This is a genomic window from Brevibacillus sp. 1238 (genome assembly GCF_029892995.1).
Classification (GTDB): Bacteria; Bacillota; Bacilli; order Brevibacillales; family Brevibacillaceae; genus Brevibacillus; species Brevibacillus parabrevis.
In genome coordinates, this window is sequence record NZ_JARXWC010000010.1 from 97561 (window position 1) to 117031 (window position 19471).

Below are 19471 nucleotides of genomic sequence, written 5' to 3' on the forward strand. Positions count from 1 at the left end.
AAAGCAGCCTCTTCGCTGGAAGAAGGCTGCTCTTTTCTTTTATATGGGCAACTATTCGTTCAACAGACGGAACACTTGCTCGACGTCTTTGTCGCCTCGACCCGAGAGATTGACGATCAAAATCTGCTCCCGCGAAAGCGTCGGGGCGAGCTTGAGGGCATGGGCAATTGCATGGGCGCTCTCCAGCGCTGGGATGATGCCTTCCGCCTTGGACAGCTCCTGAAAAGCTGCCAGCACCTCTTCGTTCGTCACTGTGTAGTATTCGGCTCGTCCGCTCGTTTTGAGCTGACTGTGCTCCGGGCCGATTCCCGGGTAATCCAGACCGGCTGCAATCGAGTACGTCTTCTTCGGTTCCCCTTGTTCATCGAGCAGCACCAGACATTTGAACCCGTGCAGCACTGCCGGAACCCCTTCGTTCAAAGTCGGTGCCTGATCAGGCTCGACGCCGATCAAGCGCACGGAAGGCTCGTCGATGTAATGCGCGAACGCACCGATTGCGTTGCTTCCGCCACCTACCGCAGCGATCACGGCATCAGGCAGGCGACCTTCCTTCTCCAAAATTTGGCGCTTGGATTCCTCGCTGATGATCGCCTGGAAGTGCTTGACCATCGTCGGGAATGGATGCGGCCCTACAGCGGAGCCCAACAAGTAAAACGTATTTTCGTAGTTTTCCACGAGGTCGTTCAGCGCTTCATCGACGGCGTCCTTCAGTCGGCCTTGTCCTTTGGACACCCCGATGACTTTTGCCCCCAAAAGCTCCATCCGAAACACGTTCAAGGACTGGCGCTTCATGTCCTCTGCACCCATGTAAATGATGCATTCCATGCCGAACATCGCGCAAGCTGTGGCGGTAGCTACACCGTGCTGCCCCGCGCCAGTCTCCGCGATAATGCGATGCGCGCCCATGCGCTTTGCCAACAGGATTTGCCCGATGACGTTGTTGATTTTATGTGCACCTGTATGGTTCAAATCTTCGCGTTTCAAGTAGATTTTCGCGCCGCCGAGCTTTTCTGTCAGCTGACGGGCGTAGGTCAGCGGATTTTCCCGCCCCACGTATTCTTTCAGGTAATACTTGAACTCTTCGTTAAATTCGGGATCGTCCTTGTACTTTTCAAACTGCTCCGCCAAATAATCCAGCACTTCCTGAAGCTGCGGCGGCACAAAGCTTCCGCCAAATTCGCCAAAGTATCCTTTTTTCGTCTGTTCTGTCAATGACATGCTCATCTCTCCTCAGCTAAAACTAGACTCTTCTAATTTTTTCAATCATATAAGATAGAAAGCGGATTTGTCAATGAATGTAAAGTTTATTCTGAAACTTCCTTTTCACAAAAAACGGGGAGCACAAACGCGCTGCTTCCCGCTTCATTCCTCCCGCTTGTCAACTCGCTTTTCCTTTTGACCGCTGCCTGTACCCTAACAGCAATACCGCCAAAACCAACACCGCTTTGACCAAAAAAGCCAGCCCCGGATACGGATCGACCCAGGCCCGAACCGTTTCCTCCGTCAAAATCATATTGGCCGCGGCGAGTGCGAGCACACCCGAGCCGAAGTAGACGAGCCAAGCAAACCGCTCCATCACGCGAAGGATCAGCTGGCTGCCAAAGACCATCAGAGGGACGCTGATGAGCAATCCGATGACAATCAGCAAAATGTTTCCCTGGGCTGCGCCCGCGATCGCAAGCACGTTGTCCAGCCCCATCATGATATCCGCAACTACGATTGTTTTCACGGCAGAAACCAGATCCTCGCTGGCATCAATGTCGTCCTGATCGTCTCCCTCGCGCAACAAATTGTAGCTGATCCACAATAATATCGTCCCGCCAATCAAATACAAATAAGGAATTTTCAACAGGTACACAGCGAGAATCGTCGCAATCACCCGCACGATGACAGCCAACGTCGTTCCCCAAACGATCGCCTTTTTCTGCTGCTCGGCAGGCAGCCTGCGGCAAGCAATCGCGATGACGACTGCGTTGTCTCCGCTGAGGACGATGTTGATGGTGATAATCAGCAAGAGCGAAGAAAAGAAGTCAGGATCAACCAAGGATAGTTCCTCCGTTTCGGTTTACTCGGTTCTGCTACTGCCATGAACAGCTTGTCCGGGCTTGTTGTCACTCCGCGATTTCAGTATGATGGTAACGAGGAGGGTTGTCGAAATGTCGAAACAATTCGTTATTGAAGCGATTATGTTGGCTATCTACGGGGAGTTGATGGTCCCATCGCAACCGGTAGAATATCTGATACCCGCGTCGACAATCTATGAATTGGACGAATTTATCCAGAGTCCTGAGCCAATCATGCCCTACTCCGGTGACGATCAGTATGTGCGCCGGGTCATGCAGGAAATGAGCCAGTTTTTTGCCGATCCATTCAATCGCAAACGACTGGAAAAAGGACTGATTGCCCCTTGGTCGAAAGTTCCTTTTGCCTTTCCGAACGGCGTTACGCTGACCGTCATCAAGGTAGAGGACAATGCCATGTGGGGAGAAATATTTGATCCTGTCGAGACGCAGCTTTTGCTGACGTCCGTACGCTTTGAAGTCCCGCTGCTCACAGACCAGCCCGATTTTCAGGATCGGATTTTGGAATATATCGTGCCTGTTCAATTTTACGATGTGGATGATTTTGATTTCGCCCTGGAGCAAGGCATTTCGCTCAACGACTTGCGCGAGCCGTAATGCGCCAAAAAACAGACGAACAGACTGACGAGCCTTTTCGCTTGTTGGTCTGTTCGTTTTCTATTATGGCTGTTTCTCCTAAGAAAAATTGCTCGCTTGGCAAACCGGGCACGAAGATGGAAAAAATGCCGCCCAACAGGTTTGTCCATGGTACAATATGGGTAAAGACATAGGAAAGTGGTCCGGGGAGGAATTGTATAGATGGAACTGACAAAGCGAAACAGCGGCACAGATTGGGAGGGGGAAGCTGCAACGGCCCAATCGATCTTGTTTAAAATGGGAAGTGAGTATTACGGGCTGTCCATCGCGCTGGTGCGCGAAATCATCAAGCCATTGCCGATCACCCGTTTCCCCAAATCGCCTGAGTATGTAGAAGGCGTCATTGACCTGCGCGGACGAATTTTGCCGATCGTCAACCTGCGCAAAATGTTTGGCCTGGAGCCGCTGGAACAAACAGACGACACCCGCTTTGTCGACTTGCAGCTGGAAGGGCTGAACATCGGGATCATCGTCGATGCGGTATCCGAAGTCATGAACATTCCGCAGCACCTGATCGAACCGGCTCCCCCTATCGTGGCGGGTGTCGAGGGCAAGTATTTGCAAGGCATTGCCCGTCTAGATGACAAGCTGATCATGCTGCTGAATATCGATGAAATTTTTGGTCAGTGGAAAAAATAAGCAGACATTTATGGCTGAAGGAAACCAGTACACGTCGTTGGTACTGGTTTTTTGCTGACTCTGTTCCTTTTTGCCGAGGATGTCACGCCAGGAAACTTGAGCGCGACCTGGTTCGTACTAGCTGTTGAGATTTTTTGCATACGGAGCGTGATTTTCGATGCTTGCTCACCCGCTTTTCCCGCTGGCTCGTGCCATCCCGCTTGCTTTGAGCAGCGGACAATACTCGGCGCTGTATGACATGTGCAGCAGCGCTTTTCGGGACGAGGTTAGCAGGGAAGAATTTATTTCCTTCGCCGCCGATTTTCATCGCGATCTGGAATGCTACGAGGAACAGCCACTGTCTGTCGTGCCGCTGAATGCGATGACGCGCTTCGTCTGGACGGCTTGCGACGGACAAAAGGGCTTGTCTGCCGCCATCGATGCAGACGGGATCATTCACGGGCTGCGCCTTTCCCACCTGACGTCTCATCCCGACACAGACCAGGCTTGCAGCCGCCATCTGTACCGCCTGCCTTTTCAGGGAACGTGGTTTACTTTTTGGGGCGGGAAAAACGAACTGATCAACTATCACTACGCCTACGACAACCAGCGTTACGCCTACGACTTTTTGATCATGAAAGAAGGGCGCTCCTGTCACGGCGATCCTGCTGTCAACGAGAGCTATTACGCTTTTGATCAGCCCATCGTGGCTCCGTGCGTCGGAAAAGTGGTCAAGGTCGCAAGCGATGTGCCGGACAACGCGCCAGTCGGCGTGATGAACGAGGAACAGCCTGCGGGAAACTTCGTCGAGATCGCTCACGGGCAGGGCGAGTTCAGCCTGCTCGCCCATCTGAAGCAGCATTCCATCACGGTCAAGCCCGGTGACATCGTGTCGGCAGGAGAAATCATCGGACGTTGCGGCAACTCTGGCAACTCCAGCGAGCCTCACTTGCATTTTCAAGTGTCGAATGCCGTGAACTTGTACGCGGCGATTTCCATCCCGATTCGCTTTTCGGAAAAGGAACCGATCATCCAGGGCATGTTCGTCGGCGGCTGAACCGCCCCGCTCCTTCGCCCCTAGCATCGCTCAACCAACCGCTCAAACAAAAACAGGACGGGAGAGCCATCTGCCCCCGTCCTTTTCTGTCGTTACTCCCTGCCTCCGCTTGCCAAGTACGCATAATTGACCCATACCATTTCCTCAATCCCTAAAATCTCTTTGAAAAGATCGACTGAGTCGTACAATAGTGAAGCCCCGGTCTCATCGTCTACGTCTGTCAGCAGTTGCAAGTCGAACAGCGAGCGCAGCTGCTGCACCTGTTTGGGGCCCGCGATCCGGTTGAAGGATTGCGGTTTGATGCGGGTAATTCCCTTCCCTACCTCTCGCCGATACAACTCCGAACGCACAACCCGGTCCAGTATGTCTTCATACTTTTGCCGAACGTCCTCGCTGTCTGTAATTCTTTCCTGCAGGTCAATCTCCGGATAAAGTCTGCCGAACTCCGCCTCTGCCATCTCCACATCCAGTGAATAGCTGATCGTCGCCGAAGAGACCTCGAAGCCAGCATCGAACAGACGAAACCCCCAGCCATTGTCTTCTGCATCATGAAACCAAAGCAGCGGCACGAATTGCTTCGACAGTGTAAGCAAAAAATCAAGCGTCGAGGAGGTTTCAATCCATTCATCCTGCAGGAAAAATGCGTTCCAGTCGCCATTGATGTTTCTGTGGAAGTACGGTTGCGAAGACTTGGACAAGGCAATCAGCACTTTCGGTTCGTATTTGCGTGGATAAAGAATGCCGGTCGTGAACTCACCCATCCGTTTTCCACCGCTTTCTGGAAAGCTTTCCCCTGGTCCTTTTCTTAGTCTATTCAGGTACCGCTCGTTTTTTGCTGTGATCTTTATCAAACGTGCTCGTATGAATCACGGTATGCACGGCTCCTTCTGGCAAAAGCTCCGAACGGTACAGATAGACATGCCGTACTTTCCAGCGCGGCGAATCGGGAGCCAAAAACCGCTCGTTCCAGTCCATGAGCGGCAGTCCTTCGCTTCCTGCCTGCGGCCCGCGGGCAAGCGTGATGTGCGGCCGATAGCGCTTGCGGTCATACGCCACGCCCTCATGCAGCTCAAAACGTCTGGCGAGCAAGAGATGCAACTGCTTCAGCGGATTCGTTTGCCCGCGCAGTCCGAGCCACAAGACGCGAGGATGCTGGGCGTGCGGGAATGCGCCAAAGCCGCCGATGCGCAAGGTGAACGGCTCGATAATCGCGCTGACGATGTCCATGTCCTCGCAAACAGCCGGGACAAGCCGCTCGTCCACCTCTCCGAGAAAATGCAGAGTCAGGTGCAGATTGTGCAGCGGCTGCCATCTGTCTGCCATCACTTCCGGCTTGAGCCGTTCTTGGACAGCGGAAATATATTGAACCGCTTCTTCTGGAATATCCAATGCCACGAACAAACGCATAGACGTCTTTTCGTCCTCCTTTTGACTGCCTTCTTGCCTCAACGAAAAATAGCCCTCCTGTGACGGAGAGCCATTTTACCATCTACGCCGCTTTAGGCAGCCATCATCTTTCCGGTTACGATGCCCAAAACGCTGCGCACATATTCGCCCAGTCGTCCAGAGCCAGGTTGATAGGTGAAGCGAAGTGTCAGCTCGACGTGCCCGACATGCCCCGCCGGAGGTATGTTCCAGAACAGGTCAGCTTCGCCGTACAAAATTTCCTCAATCCGCAGTTTCTTGCCCTCGATGTCCAGTTCCGGATCATGAGACAGCGAGAATTTCATCATGATGGAAAATGAATCTTTTTTTACTCCGCCCCGCAAGTTTAGTTTGCCGTGGATCGCGACGAGTCCCGCTTCCCCCCACAAGTTGTACTCCAGCAAAGCCTGGCATTGGGGCTGCACCTGCAATTCAAGCGCAGGCAGACCTCCCTCAATCGTTAGTGCATGACGCTTTGCCAATTGTTCGATCTCCCCTTGAAAACGGTGAGCGCAATCGGAAACAGCCTGGAACAAATCGGGCTCTACAGCGTACATCGTCGTCACCTCTCCCCAACGGATTATCTGCTTTATTACTTCGTACTTCCCCTTGTCGTATCCTTTGTTGAAAAATGACTTATTTACCCTTATTTCATCGAAGGGCAAAAGATTCCTATGAAAATGCTATTTCACAATGTTGCAACATTTACTGATACGGAACAGGCATGCCCGGAAACGCTTTCACGAACAGGGTTTGCAGATGCGCCTGTACATTTTCGTCCAGCTCCAAATGATAGAGTACGCCATTTTCATAGCGCAAAAGCGGATACGCGCCCAGACCGAGCGCAGAAACTTCTTTTGTCTCCACATATTCCGGCAGCGTCAACAGGAAGCGGGAAAACGGATTGGCGTCCTCCTCTGCCATGTGGATGACCTCAAACAAGTGCCCAAGCCCTGGGGTGACAATCAGATCGAGCAGTTCGCCGCGCTCCGCCACCCATACGGTAAACGCGGACTCCCGCACCTCGCTGCGCGCGTGTCTGCGCATCACCCAGACAGCCTGGCGAACGGTGCTCATCAGCAGGTGCTGGGCGCCTTCTTCGCCATGTACGGCCTGCATCCGTCTGTAGTCGAGGACAAAAGCCAGCCCTTCTTCCGTGAAAACCGTGTCGGGAAAAGACAGTGCCGCGATGCTTCGCATTTCTTCCTCGCGCACCTGCGCTTCCTGCGGGATCGTCTCGACTTTCCCTTCAAAAAGGGAACGAATCATTTCCCGGGTGCGCTCGACTTCTCCTGCGGAAAAAAAGATGGACTCGGAGTAAATATGCGTCAGCTCGCCTTCCCCGTAAGCCAAATAGTGCAGGAGCGTACAAGGCTGTTCCAGCATTCGCAACGCCATTCCCCGCTGCTCCGCAAGCTGGATGTCAAAAGTGAGCGGAAAGCCGAGCGGCTGGAGCGGATCAGACAGCGTCCAGATCACGCCCAAAAGCTTGCCTTGATACGTCTTGAACTCAACAGAGACAGCATCCCGCGTCTGCTCGACAAAAGCGTCCACCGATTCAAACACCAGGTACAGCTCGACCTCTCCTGTTCCGTTCATGCGGGCAAAATAAGGCAGCCCCGCTTCGCTGGCGAGCTGGTACAAGTCGAAAAAATCGTGCTTATCGAGAACCTCGCCCTGCGTCTCCTTGACGGGAGAGCGCAGAGCCGGGTCCGGGGCAAGCACGGGATTGAACTCCTCATTCATCTGGCTGCTCCCCCTGCTTTTCCCATGGCTGCATCAGCGGCCAGCCGTCCATCTGCTTGAGCAGCGAACGATCCGTGGCATCGATATGGACAGGCGTGACGGCGATGTAATCATGCTTCACCAGGTCGTAGTCATACGGCTCTGCAATCGGCATCACCTGCGGGTACTCCCGCATCAAAAAATATCCTTCTGCTGCTTCGCTGTACTTGTCCTCATAATGATGCAGCGAAAGCGTCGCCGGAACAATCCCTTTGACTTGCGCAAGCGGGACGTGCGGAATGTTGATATTCCAGAAAACTTCTGGCGCCAATTCGCCTTTTCCGGCTCGCTCCGCAAAATCTTTCACGAGCGGCGCGATCATCTGTACGACGTCGCCGTAATTTTCCTGGTCGTACCAGTTGTCATAGGACAGGGCAACGCCGGGAACTCCCAAAATAACCGCTTCTCTGGCCCCGCTGCATGTGCCGGAGTAATATATGTCGCGCCCCAAATTCGTCCCTACGTTGATTCCCGAGAACACGATATCGGGCTTTTCTTCTGCCGCAAACAGCAAATGATAGGCGGCTTTCACGCAGTCGGCGGGATTGCCGTTCACCGCCCACGCTTTGACGGGAAGACCGTAAAAGTCGCGTTTTTCCGTTGCCAGTGGCGTGCGATAGGTCACCCCGTGGCCAACGCCGCTTTTTTCCTCATCGGGAGCCACCACAAAGATTTCTGCCTGGTCCAGTACGAGCAGCGCTTCCACCAGCCGCTTGATGCCCAATGCCTCGATGCCGTCATCATTCGTAACTAAAATTCGCAACATAAGATCTCCTCCTTCATCGTGGCGCCTAGTCGCATTTGCTTCACACTTCCTTTTATTGTACTTTAGAAAGCTTTGCCAAGCCAAGCTTCCCGCCCGCAACTTGCGACACATCTGGACAATAAAAAAGACCCCAATGCGATTGGGGTCGTAATTAGTCGCCGACGATCACTTTCCAGCGATCGCGCCAGGCGATCCCTTCGCGAATCCATTCTTCCACTTGCGCCTGCTTCTCCTGGGAAATGCCGATCAGGCAAGCGATGCGCGCGATTTCCTTCGTCTCCAGCGGCGACAGCTTCCGGTCAATCAGCGCCATATGGTACAGCTTGCGCATCATGACGAGCTTCTCGCTCTGGCTCAGGTCGACCATGTCTTCTACGATCACCTCGGGACGTTTCGGGTAATCGATGTCATCCATGAGGATTTGCCGCTCTTTTAGCGTAAAATGTTCCGAATTGACAATGTCATGAATGCGGTCAACTTCCCGGGAACCTATATAACCGTCGGCATGCCCGACGCAAATCATCAAGCGCAAGGATGCAAACAAAATATGTTTGTCTTTTTCCGTTTTGGTATACAACGTGTCGTTCCTCCTCCGAACAAGTAATAAACAAACGATGATATATACATCTAATAATACGATAAAAAAGGAAAGCGGTTTCATATGAATGTGTGACAAATTTTTGCTTCTCTTTGGCTGGTAGGCGCGATTTCGCCACATTTGCGGGCGAAGTCGGCCATTCCCTATATGAACAAAGGCAGAGAATGCGATTATCGCCCAAAGACCGTCCGAAAATCGATCCAGCCGTACGCGTCCAGGCTGATTCCCGACAGACGAGGGTGTGCTTTCATCTCGACGCGATTGGCGTACAGGGGCACAAAAATATGATCAGCCATCAGCTTTTCCATCATCGTGCGCACAATCGTCTGACGCTCCTCTGTCAGCGTAGTTTGCCCCAAGCTGCGAATCAGCCGTTCCAGCTCCGCTTTGCCGTGTGCAGTCAGATGGTGCGTGATGCTCAAAGCTTCTGCCAGCAAAAACTCGACGAGCGACAGCTCCGTTCGCTCGTCCACATTGGCGCTGTCGACGACGAGATCAGCGTGTTGCAGCAAGGCCGGTAAAGCCAGTTCTTCCGGAGTGGCGTACTGAATCTCGATCGGAATGCCGTACGCTTTGGCCTTGTCCCGAATCCATTCGGCATCCTCGATGTGATCCGCGTCTGGATAAGTGTACAGGCTGAGCGTCTCTTTGCCGTAGCCTCTTGCATCTACCAGGCGAGCGATTTCCGCTGGATCGTCTGGAGTGGAGCCTGCCGTCTGCCGATATCCTCCCCATACTTCCGCCTGCTCCCTGCCGCCTTGCAACTCCTCCCTGAGCGCAGGGCCAGCCAAAAGCTCCGCAAGCAAGCTGCGAAAGGAAGCGTCCGCCAAAGGGCCTTTTTTGGCTGCATTCAAACTGACGTACTGAAAGCATTTCTCCTGACGGGCGACTTCGTTCCACGCAGGCTCTGCCTCCGCTTCCTGGAGCGAACTCGCTTTCGCCACAGTCAGCACGCTCTCATCTGCCCAGTCCGCTTGCCCCATGCCAGGGACGCACCAGATTTCAATTTTGTCCAAAAACGGCCGCCCGGCAAAATACGGCGCGAACGCCTCAAGGACAAGCATGGAATCGTCGTGGCGCACAACGCGAAACGGCCCTGTCCCTACCGGCAACCGCGAGAACTGCTCTCCCATCTGCTCGGTGTAGTCACGCGGGACAATCGACAGTTGTTCTTTGCTCAACGCTTGCAAGAACAGCTCATCCCGCTCTTTCAACTCAATCGTCACGACATAGTCATCACAGACGTTTACCGACTCGATAGAACGAGCCAGCCAGCGATGCTTGAACGATTGCTCCATCAGGCGCAGCAAGGAAAAACGGACGTCGTCAGCAGTCAGCAGGCGGCCATGGTGAAACAGCACGCCTTTTCGCAAGTAAAACGTCCAGTGCTTTCCGCTCTCGTCCGTCTCCCAATGAAAGGCCAACTGCGGCTCTATTCGCTTCGTGAGCGGATCAAACCGGACAAGCGTATCGAACAGATGCTTGACCAAATGCGTTTGCGAACGCAGCAAAACGTGAATCGGGTCCAGTGCTTCAAACGGGCGATCGAGCAGCAAGCGCAATGTATCGACTCGGCTATTACTACCCTTTTCCCGCGTCACCCGCGCTCCAAACTGACTTTTCATCCAGAGTGAAAAATTTTGCGAAAAAGTCGGCCACGCCTCCCCGTATTGCTGCATCAGTTCCTGGGACGCGCGAATTTCCCCTGTTTGGGCAAGCTCCTTGGCTACAGACAGCAGCAAATCTGCCGGTTCCAAAAGGAGGGTCAGAACGGAATGATTCCCCCTGCCTCGTCCCGGCTGCCAGCCGAGCCAGCCGCGGGCTTGCATTTTTTTCAATGTCAATGTGGCATTGCGCAGCGTACAGCACAAAATCGCCGCGACTTCTGCCAGCGTGATCTCCAGCGGACGACCGACCGAAACGGTTGGCCTCAGCGCACATAAACGAAGATATTGTTCAACCAGTTGCATCTCATTTCACCGCCAATAAAAAACATGAAAAAATGATTCCCCTAATCGTACGCTTTTTCTGTGTCGTCCGCCAGCTTACAATTCGAAGAACCAACCACCAAGCCGGAACCTCCGGAGAAAGGACACACGTCTATGCATCTGCTACCCGCTTCCTTCCGCAACTTTATCGCGGAATACCCTGCCTTGCTGTGGGTTCGTCTGTTCGGGGAAACGCTCACTTCCCTGTCCAGCACGATGATCGCGCCTTTTCTCGTCCTGTACTTGAGCGAAAACATCAGCGGCTCCGTCACACTCACCATGCTGGTGATCGGCTTGCAGCCGTTTTCCGAGATTTTGCTGACCTTGTTCGCGGGCGGATTGACTGACCGGATTCGGCGCAAAACGATGCTGCTCGTTGCCTTGCTGATTCAAGGCTTCGCCATGCTCGGGATGGCTTTTGCCGATTCTATCGCCGCTTTTGCCGTCCTGTACGTGCTCAACGGCGCTGGCCGCTCCCTGTTCATCCCGGCAAGCCGCGCCCATCTGGCCGATACGATCCCGCCTGGGCAAATGGCAAGTGCTTTTGCTCTGTTGAATACGTCCTCAAGCATTGGGGCGGCAATCGGGCCACTCCTTGGCGTGATTCTCTACAAGTACAATCCGGCGATGGCTTTTCTGTTTACCGCGATCTCGCTTTTCGTTTACGCGGCGGCGGTCTTGTGGAAAATCCCGCAAACGCCGTTGCCGGAATGGGCGGAAGCAGCTCACGAGAAAGCGCCACGCTTCAGTAGAGGAGCATGGAAGGCATACCGCCCGGCATTGGCGATCATGACGCTTTCACTGCCGATCAGTCTGTTCTATGCGCAAACCGAAACAAATTTGCAGCTGCACATGAAAAATACGCTGCCCGACTATTTGCAAGCTCTCGCCTTGCTCATCGCTGTGAAGGGGATTTTGCTCATCCTGTTTGAATTTCTGCTCGTCAAGTGGACACAGCACATGCCCGCTCGCTGGCTCATCACCGCATCATACGGCTGCTTCTTCCTCGTCGCTCTCGGTTATGCCTACATCGATTCCTTGCCGCTTCTGCTCGCCATGCAAGTGCTGCTCGTCATCGGCGAAAGCGTCGGCTTGACCCAACTGCTCGCTTTTGTCACGCGGATTGCGCCATCCTCGATGCGCGGCCGATATTTTGCCATCACCGGGACACACTGGGATATTTCCCGCATGTGCGGCCCGTATTTGGGCAGTCTGGTCTTGCTGCACTACGGCGGCACGCTGCTGTTCACGATCGTCGCTGGCATCCTGGTCATTGGAGCGTTCGCCATGCACCGCTATTTGACCGCCAAAGAAAAAACCTTCCCGCTCGCGCAGGAAGGCTGATGAAAAGCGTTAGGTCAACAAGAATCGGTCTTCGCTGAAGCTCTCTCCGCCACGGGCTGCCTCGAAGGCGCGCAGCAAGTCTTGCGGCTTCATGGTTCGTTTTTTCTCATCCGGAATGTCGAGAATGATCCCGCCGTCGTGCAGCATCAACAGGCGATTCCCCATGTTCAGCGCTTGCTCCATGTTGTGCGTGACCATGATCGTCGTCAGCTTGTGGCGAGCGACAATCTTGTCGGTCAGCTCGACAATGAGCTGCGCCCTTTTCGGGTCCAACGCTGCCGTATGCTCATCCAGCAGCAAAATTTTCGGTTCCGTAAATGTAGCCATCAACAGGCTGAGCGCCTGACGCTGACCGCCGGAAAGGAATCCCACCTTTGTTTTCAAACGGTTTTCCAGTCCTTGGTCAAGCTGCTTCAACTGCTCGCGGAACAACTCGCGCTTGTGGTTGTTCACTCCGAAGCCTAGCGTGCGGCGGCGTCCACGCCCGAGCGCGATCGCCAAATTTTCTTCAATCGTCATGTTCGGCGCAGTACCTGCCATCGGGTCCTGGAACACCCGGCCGATCAATTCGGCCCGCTGGTGCTCGCCCAGGCGCGTGACATCCTTGCCGTCAATCGTGATCGTTCCGCTGTCCGGGAACAGCCCGCCGGAGATCATGTTCATCATCGTCGACTTTCCGGCTCCGTTACTGCCGATTACGGTGATGAACTCTCCGCGCTTGACGTGCAAGTTTACATTGCGCAACGCGATTTTTTCATTGACGGTGCCCGCATTGAACACTTTGTTGACATAGGAAATTTTAAGCATTGCTGTTTCCTCCCCTTACCGAGCGTACCGCTTGTTTTTTCCAGATTCCTTTGGCAACGGTCGGAACAGTCAATGCGACAATCACGATCAAGGCGGTAATCAGCTTCATGTCGGACGGATTCAATCCCGCCTGCAAAGCCAGGGCAATCACCAAACGGTACACAATCGAACCGAGAATGACAGCGAGTGTGACGCGGAAAATGGAGGAGCTGCCGAACAGCACTTCCCCGACAATAACAGAAGCAAGACCAATCACAATCATCCCGATCCCCATGCCGACATCGGCAAAGCCCTGGAACTGGGCAACCCAAGCGCCAGACACAGCTACCAGACCGTTGGACAGCGCCAGACCGATAATCGTGGTCGTGTCCGTATTCACTCCGAAGCTGCGAATCATTTTTGGATTGTCCCCTGTCGCCCGCAGATCGAGGCCGAGGTCGGTGTGCAGGAACCAGTCAATTACCAGCTTGAGCACGAGAACTCCGACGAAAAATACGATGGATACGCCAGTCAGCAAAGTGACGCCGCCTACCGTCAAGTCGGGAATGCTCAAATCTTTTACATAGGTGAACAACGTATCTTCACGCAGCAAAGGCAAATTCGCCTTTCCCATAATCCGCAGGTTGATCGAGTACAGCGCGATCATGGTCAAAATCCCTGCCAGCAGTGCGTTGACCTTTCCTTTTGTATGCAAAACGCCGGTAAATGCCCCTGCCAATCCCCCGACGATGAACGCCAGGAGAGTAGCCAGGTACGGGTTGGTTCCATCGATGATAAACTTGGCTGCGATCGCTCCGCCCAAGGCGAAGCTGCCATCTACCGTCAAGTCAGGTACGTTTAGAATGCGAAAGGTCAAATACACGCCCAGAGCTAAAATTCCGAATAGCAAGCCCTGCTCGATGGCTCCCATTATTGCCAAATTCATAGAAGAAATCCTCCTGTTGCTGCGATTATTACTCGATCACTTCGCCAGCGCGGTCGAGCATGGATTGCGGAATGGTCACTCCCATTTTCTCCGCTGCTTTTTTGTTCAATACGAGCTTCATGTCTGCCTGCATCTCGACAGCCATGTCTGCCGGCTTCGCTTCGCCCTTCAAGATTTTTGCTGCCATGTCTGCTGTTTGTTCGCCGAGCTTGGTGTAGTCGATTCCGTAAGTAGCAATCGCACCGCTCTTCACGGAGTTTTCTTCCCCTGCGATGACCGGAATTTTTTGCGCTTCGGCAACGCTCAGGACTGCTGCAATCGACGATACGACCATGTTGTCTGTCGGCACGTAGAACGCGTCTACTTTGCCTACCATCGACTCAGCCGCTTGCTTCACCTCTGTTGCGCTGGTGATCGCTGCTTCCTGAATGGACAGGCCCAGCTTGTCCGCTACTGCTTTCGCCGCATCTACCTGCACTTTGGAGTTCACTTCGCCGGAGCTGTAGATAACTCCAACTGATTTCGCATCTGGCTTCAATTCTTTGATCAGCTTCAATTGCTCTTCCACCGGGTTCATGTCGGAAGTACCTGTCACGTTTGCTCCCGGTTTATCCATCGCTTTTACCAGACCTGCCTCTACCGGATCGGTTACTGCCGTAAACAAGATCGGAATGTCTTTGCTTGTTTGGGCAGCAGCCTGAGCGGTCGGCGTCGCGATCGCCAGTACGAGGTCTACTTTGTCAGACTCGAATTTTTGCGCGATGGAGATTGCTGTATCCATGCTCGCTTGCGCTGATTTGACGTCGATTTTCACTTGTTTGCCGTCTTCGTATCCGTTTTTGGCAAGCTGCGCCACAAAGCCTTCGCGTGCTGCATCCAATGCCGGGTGCTCTACGAACTGAGAAATCCCGATTTTAAACTGTTTGGTTTCAGCAGCTGGCGCCGGCTGGTTCGAAGCAGGTGGAGTCTGCTCGTTGCTCGCCGGGGTAGCGCTTTGCTGTCCACATGCGGTAACAGACAAAAGCAGCAAAGGAAATAAAAAACTCTGAATTTTTCTAATAGTCTTTTTCTGTTTGAACATGTGATAAATGCCCCCTTGAAAAATTTTTTCTAATTTTAACACGGATAAAACAGTTTTAAAAGAATAAAAAGAGAGCTTGACGCTCTCTTTTTACTTGGTGATTTCTTTCGCCTGCTGTTTGAGTGCCTCTGAAATCGTGAGACCAAACTTCCCGGCTGCTGTTTCATTGATGTACAGGTCGGCCTGCTTTGAAATTTCGACAGGAGTGTCTGCAACCGCTTGTCCTTTGAGGACACGGGCAGCCATTTCGCCTGTTTGCTTGCCAATCTGGTAGTAGTCGATGCCGTACGTGGCTACTGCGCCGCGTTTTACGGTGTCTGTGTCGGAAGCAAAAACAGGAATCTTGTTCGCTTCCGCTGCTCCCAGTACAGCCTCAAAAGAGGACACGACGGTATTGTCAATCGGAATGAACATGGCGTCAGCTTTTCCAGCAAGTCCCTGAGCTGCCAATTGCACCTCGGAAAGCTGCGAAATGCCCGCCTTGATGATTTCTACGCCTTCTTTGCTCGCTGCCTCTTCCAGCTCTTTTACCTGTACCTCAGAGTTGACCTCGGAGGTGGTGTAGATCACGCCCAGCTTTTTCAACTGGGGCAGGAAGGTTTTGATCAGCTTCAATTGTTGTTCCATCGATACTTTGTCGCTCGTTCCAGTCACGTTCTTGTCCGGTTTTTCCAGACTGCTGACCAGCTGAGCCGAGATCGGATCTGTTACGGAACTGAACAAAACAGGTTTGTCGGTAATCGCCTTGGCTGCAGCCTGAGCGGATGGAGTCGCAATCGCTACGACCAAATCCTTCTTGTCTCCGGCGTACTTCTGCGCAATCGATACCGTGTTGTTCATATCGCCATGGGCGTTCTGGTAGTCAACCTCCAGATTTTTGCCCTCTTCGTAGCCGGATTGTTTCAAGCCATCCAAGATTCCTTGATGAATCGCATCCAAAGCGGGATGCTCTACGAATTGCGTCAAGCCCAGCTTCACCGTTTGGCCTTGGCCGGAACTGGTCGCTGTTGCTTCATTTTGTCCACCTGTTTGATTGCCACATGCTGCCAAAGAAATGGCCAGCAAAGTGGTCAGTACCATACTGACTGCTCGTCTCATCTGTACTTCCTCCTCTAAGCTCTGCTCTCTGTGCCTGATCACCCTCTGGTAACAAGGCATCTTGCATTTGTGCAACTTGTGTCCCATTATAGCATATTATTGCGTCCTGAAAAGCTTTTTTCATCAATCTTCCGTTCCGGTTTCTTCCTCTGCATTTGGCATTTTTTTCACGAGAACCCTGGTAATCCGGTAGTGATCGACTTCGCCCACCACAAACTCGAACTTGCCCTCCCGCACCCGGTCGCCTACGCGGGGCGGATGGTCGATTTGCATGTAAATCCACCCGGCCAGCGTATCGACCTCGCTGGATTCCAAATCGAGGTCCAGGTAGTCGCCCACTTCCTCCAAAAGCATTCTGCCGTCAAGCGACAACATGCCGTCGTTCTTTTCTACTTCCGGACGCTCGTCGTCAAATTCATCCTGGATATCGCCGACGATTTCTTCCATAATATCTTCAAGCGTCACCAAGCCAGCCGTGCCCCCGTACTCATCGATGATGATCGCCATTTGCCCGCGCTGTTTTTGCAGCATCGTCAGCAGACGGCTGATCGAGATCGTCTCGGGAACCGTCAAAACCGGGCGCATCAACGTTTTCAGATCGCTGTGCTCGCCTTCCAAAAGCCCTGTCAGCATGTCTTTGATGTGCAAACTCCCCACGACGTGATCCTTGTCGCCATCGACGACCGGATAGCGGGTGAATCGGCCGTTTTGCACGAGGCGGACATTTTCGTCAAACGGATCGCGCACGTTGAGCACAACCATATCGGTTCGCGGAACCATAATCTCCCGCGCCATCGTCTCGGAAAAATCAAAAATGTTGTCTACCAGCATCAGCTCTGTCTGGTCGATCAGGCCGCTTTTGTGACTTTCGTTGACCAGAATACGGATTTCTTCTTCTGTATGCGCCTCCTGATGCGGCTCCATGGAAATGTGGAACAAGGCGAGGATGCGGCTTGCCGACCAGTTCAGCAAAGCGATAAACGGATACATGACTTTGTGAAACAGCTGGATCGGCCGACTGACAGCGAGCACGACCATTTCGGTGCGCTGAATCGCAAGTGTCTTCGGAGCCAGTTCGCCCAGCACGATATGCAAAAAAGTGATCACGGAAAACGCAATAATAAAGGAAATGCTGCTCACCAGCGTCTCGTTCAGCTGGAAGTAGCGAAATACCGGATGCAGCAAGTGAGCCACAGCAGGCTCGCCAAGCCAGCCGAGTCCGAGCGAGGCGAGAGTGATGCCCAATTGGCAGGCAGACAAATAAGCATCCAAATTGTGGATGACTTGCTCCACGTTCTCCGCCCGTTTGTTGCCTTCTGCCACGAGCTGGGCAATGCGCGACTCCCTCACTTTCACCACGGCAAACTCGGTTGCAACGAAGAAGCCGTTGAGGAAAACGAGGATCAAGACCAAACCCAAGTTAAACAAGCTTCCCCACATTCCCATTCTCCCCGCCTCCCTTTCCGTCCATTGCTTTGGGATATTGTTTCCCATCCTATCGCAAATGTTACCTGTCTGTTTTTCTTTCTTTTCCGGATTGTGATACCATAGTGCTGATTCATATGCCGTTTGTAACGAGGTGAATCTTTTGTCTTATCGTCCAGACTTGCCGATGATCGTCCAAAGCGATCGCACTGTATTATTGGAAACACAACATCCGTTGTTTGCGGAGGCAAGACAGGCCATCAGCGGTTTTTGCGAATTGCTGAAAAGTCCGGAGTACATCCATACATACCGGATTACCCCGTTGTCGCTGTGGAATGCGGCAGCCAGCGGACTTTCCCCGAATGAAGTAACAGGAGTGCTTGGCGCATACAGCAAATACGGCGTGCCGCCAACGCTCGTCAAAGAAATAGAAGAAACGATGCGCAAATACGGGCTGATTCGGTTGGAACGTCACGGGGATGATCTCGTATTAAATAGTGACGATCCTCTTGTTCTCACAGAGCTAATCGGATACAAATCGATCGCCGCCTTGTTCGAAGAAGGCTATACACTCAAAAGCTACGCACGCGGGCTGATCAAGCAGGAGCTGATCAAGCTTGGACTGCCTGTGCAGGATTTGGCGGGGTATTCGCAAGGGGAAGCCTGTCCGGTCAGCTTGCGGCAGACCAGTGCGTCGGGCAAGCCGTTTGCTTTGCGCTCCTATCAAAAAGACGCTGTCGATGCTTTTCACTTGGGCGGCGCGGTTACGGGTGGCAGCGGCGTGCTCGTCCTGCCCTGTGGAGCCGGGAAAACGGTCATCGGCATTGGCGCGATTGCGCAATTGCAGACCGCTACCCTTATTTTGACGACGAATACGACCTCCGTGCGCCAGTGGATTTCCGAGCTGCTGGACAAAACCGAACTGGACCCCGATCTTGTTGGCGAATACACCGGAGATCACAAGGAAGTAAAGCCGATAACTGTGGCAACTTATCAAATTCTCACATACCGCCCCACCTCTCTGGATGAATTTCCTCATATGAAACTCTTTTCAGAGCGTGACTGGGGGCTTATTATTTACGATGAGGTGCATTTGCTGCCTGCACCTGTCTTTCGTGTTACTTCCGGCATCCAGGCTACACGCCGACTCGGGTTGACCGCCACGCTCGTCAGGGAAGACGGCCGGGAAGAAGACGTCTTTACGTTGATCGGCCCGAAAAAGTACGAGGTTCCCTGGAAAGCGATGGAGGAAGCTGGCTGGATTGCGGAAGCGCGTTGCCGCGAAATCAGGCTGCCTTTTGAGCCAAAATGGCGGGAAGCGTACGCACATGCAACCGCCCGGCAAAAGTTCCGGATCGCTGCCGAAAACCCGAAAAAGCTCGAAGTGGTCCGCAAGCTGCTCGACCGCCACGAGGGCGACAGAGTGTTGATCATCGGCCAGTACGTCGATCAACTGGAGCAAATGGCAACCGCCTTGCAGCTTCCGCTGATTACGGGCAAAGTCCCGGAAAAAGAGCGCGAGACGCTGTACGAACAATTTAAAAAAGGGGAAATCACACGCCTGATCGTCTCCAAGGTAGCCAATTTTGCCGTCGATTTGCCGGACGCCAACGTCGCGATTCAAATTTCCGGCACGTTCGGCTCCCGTCAGGAAGAAGCACAGCGCCTGGGACGCATCTTGCGACCGAAAACGGACAACAACACTGCCCACTTTTATACACTCGTTACACGCGATACGAGAGAGCAGGAGTTTTCGCTCCATCGTCAGCTTTTTCTCGTAGAACAAGGCTATCCATACGAAATTATAGAAAACGAGATGCTGGTCTGAAACGTTTCG

At 53.2% G+C, this 19471-nt stretch carries 19 protein-coding genes; 5 read left to right on the forward strand and 14 right to left on the reverse strand.

Features of this window, described 5'->3' with window-relative positions; translation table 11 throughout:
* Positions 1 to 51: 51 nt before the first annotated feature.
* A complete protein-coding gene (gene trpB, locus M2298_RS20590) occupies positions 52 to 1218 on the reverse strand; it encodes a tryptophan synthase subunit beta (RefSeq protein WP_063230105.1) in 1167 nt (388 codons plus the stop codon).
* A 160-nt stretch (positions 1219 to 1378) separates the two neighbouring features.
* Positions 1379 to 2044: a TerC family protein gene (locus M2298_RS20595; RefSeq protein ID WP_122964825.1), complete on the reverse strand. Its 666-nt coding sequence runs from the start codon at positions 2042 to 2044 to the stop codon at positions 1379 to 1381.
* Positions 2045 to 2156: 112 nt separating this feature from the next.
* Here M2298_RS20595 and M2298_RS20600 point away from each other — a divergent pair, with 112 nt between their 5' ends.
* The 3 genes from M2298_RS20600 to M2298_RS20610 all read left to right on the forward strand — a co-directional run bounded on the left by M2298_RS20600 (position 2157) and on the right by M2298_RS20610 (position 4392).
* Positions 2157 to 2678, forward strand: a complete 522-nt coding sequence (locus M2298_RS20600) for an ADP-heptose synthase (protein WP_217023076.1) — start codon at positions 2157 to 2159, stop codon at positions 2676 to 2678.
* Positions 2679 to 2879: 201 nt separating this feature from the next.
* Positions 2880 to 3356: a chemotaxis protein CheW gene (locus tag M2298_RS20605; protein WP_173599608.1), complete on the forward strand. Its 477-nt coding sequence runs from the start codon at positions 2880 to 2882 to the stop codon at positions 3354 to 3356.
* A gap of 157 nt (positions 3357 to 3513) precedes the next feature.
* Complete coding sequence (locus tag M2298_RS20610) at positions 3514 to 4392, forward strand: M23 family metallopeptidase (RefSeq protein ID WP_122964822.1); 879 nt, start codon at positions 3514 to 3516, stop codon at positions 4390 to 4392.
* A gap of 92 nt (positions 4393 to 4484) precedes the next feature.
* Here the strand turns inward: M2298_RS20610 and M2298_RS20615 are convergent, their stop codons facing one another.
* The 7 genes from M2298_RS20615 to M2298_RS20645 all read right to left on the reverse strand — a co-directional run bounded on the left by M2298_RS20615 (position 4485) and on the right by M2298_RS20645 (position 10936).
* Positions 4485 to 5153 (reverse strand): hypothetical protein, encoded by a 669-nt coding sequence (locus M2298_RS20615; RefSeq protein WP_122964821.1) that lies wholly within the window; start codon positions 5151 to 5153, stop codon positions 4485 to 4487.
* Positions 5154 to 5202: 49 nt separating this feature from the next.
* Complete coding sequence (thpR, locus tag M2298_RS20620) at positions 5203 to 5799, reverse strand: RNA 2',3'-cyclic phosphodiesterase (RefSeq protein WP_280649038.1); 597 nt, start codon at positions 5797 to 5799, stop codon at positions 5203 to 5205.
* Between the two features lie 92 nt (positions 5800 to 5891).
* Positions 5892 to 6374, reverse strand: coding sequence for a hypothetical protein (locus M2298_RS20625; protein WP_063230099.1), 483 nt, complete (start codon positions 6372 to 6374; stop codon positions 5892 to 5894).
* Between the two features lie 148 nt (positions 6375 to 6522).
* The gene (locus M2298_RS20630) at positions 6523 to 7563 is read right to left on the reverse strand and encodes a hypothetical protein (RefSeq protein WP_122964820.1); all 1041 of its coding nucleotides are present in this window, start codon (positions 7561 to 7563) and stop codon (positions 6523 to 6525) included.
* A complete protein-coding gene (surE, locus tag M2298_RS20635) occupies positions 7556 to 8368 on the reverse strand; it encodes a 5'/3'-nucleotidase SurE (protein ID WP_122964819.1) in 813 nt (270 codons plus the stop codon). The genes M2298_RS20630 and surE overlap by 8 nt, the downstream gene beginning before the upstream one ends.
* A 151-nt stretch (positions 8369 to 8519) precedes the next feature.
* Entirely contained in the window at positions 8520 to 8945 is a 426-nt protein-coding gene (locus M2298_RS20640; protein WP_280649039.1) for a TerB family tellurite resistance protein, read from the reverse strand.
* Positions 8946 to 9136: 191 nt separating this feature from the next.
* Positions 9137 to 10936 (reverse strand): SgrR family transcriptional regulator, encoded by a 1800-nt coding sequence (locus M2298_RS20645; RefSeq protein ID WP_280649040.1) that lies wholly within the window; start codon positions 10934 to 10936, stop codon positions 9137 to 9139.
* Between the two features lie 132 nt (positions 10937 to 11068).
* On the opposite strand from M2298_RS20645, the gene M2298_RS20650 reads away from it, so the two are divergent.
* Entirely contained in the window at positions 11069 to 12298 is a 1230-nt protein-coding gene (locus tag M2298_RS20650) for an MDR family MFS transporter (protein ID WP_280649041.1), read from the forward strand.
* Positions 12299 to 12307: 9 nt separating this feature from the next.
* On the opposite strand, the gene M2298_RS20655 is transcribed toward M2298_RS20650, so the two are convergent.
* The 5 genes from M2298_RS20655 to M2298_RS20675 form a co-directional block, all read right to left on the reverse strand.
* Positions 12308 to 13105 carry an ABC transporter ATP-binding protein gene (locus M2298_RS20655; RefSeq protein WP_063230093.1) on the reverse strand — a complete coding sequence of 266 codons (798 nt, stop codon included), beginning with the start codon at positions 13103 to 13105 and terminating at the stop codon, positions 12308 to 12310.
* A complete protein-coding gene (locus M2298_RS20660) occupies positions 13098 to 14030 on the reverse strand; it encodes an ABC transporter permease (protein WP_122964816.1) in 933 nt (310 codons plus the stop codon). Before M2298_RS20660 ends, M2298_RS20655 begins: the two co-directional genes overlap by 8 nt.
* Before the next feature lie 28 nt (positions 14031 to 14058).
* Complete coding sequence (locus tag M2298_RS20665; protein WP_122964815.1) at positions 14059 to 15111, reverse strand: ABC transporter substrate-binding protein; 1053 nt, start codon at positions 15109 to 15111, stop codon at positions 14059 to 14061.
* Between the two features lie 90 nt (positions 15112 to 15201).
* Entirely contained in the window at positions 15202 to 16209 is a 1008-nt protein-coding gene (locus M2298_RS20670) for an ABC transporter substrate-binding protein (RefSeq protein ID WP_217023083.1), read from the reverse strand.
* A 123-nt stretch (positions 16210 to 16332) separates the two neighbouring features.
* Positions 16333 to 17655 carry a hemolysin family protein gene (locus tag M2298_RS20675; protein WP_122964813.1) on the reverse strand — a complete coding sequence of 441 codons (1323 nt, stop codon included), beginning with the start codon at positions 17653 to 17655 and terminating at the stop codon, positions 16333 to 16335.
* Between the two features lie 142 nt (positions 17656 to 17797).
* Between M2298_RS20675 and M2298_RS20680 the strand changes: the two genes are divergently transcribed.
* The gene (locus M2298_RS20680; RefSeq protein WP_122964812.1) at positions 17798 to 19462 is read left to right on the forward strand and encodes a DNA repair helicase XPB; all 1665 of its coding nucleotides are present in this window, start codon (positions 17798 to 17800) and stop codon (positions 19460 to 19462) included.
* The last annotated feature ends 9 nt before the right edge of the window (positions 19463 to 19471 follow it).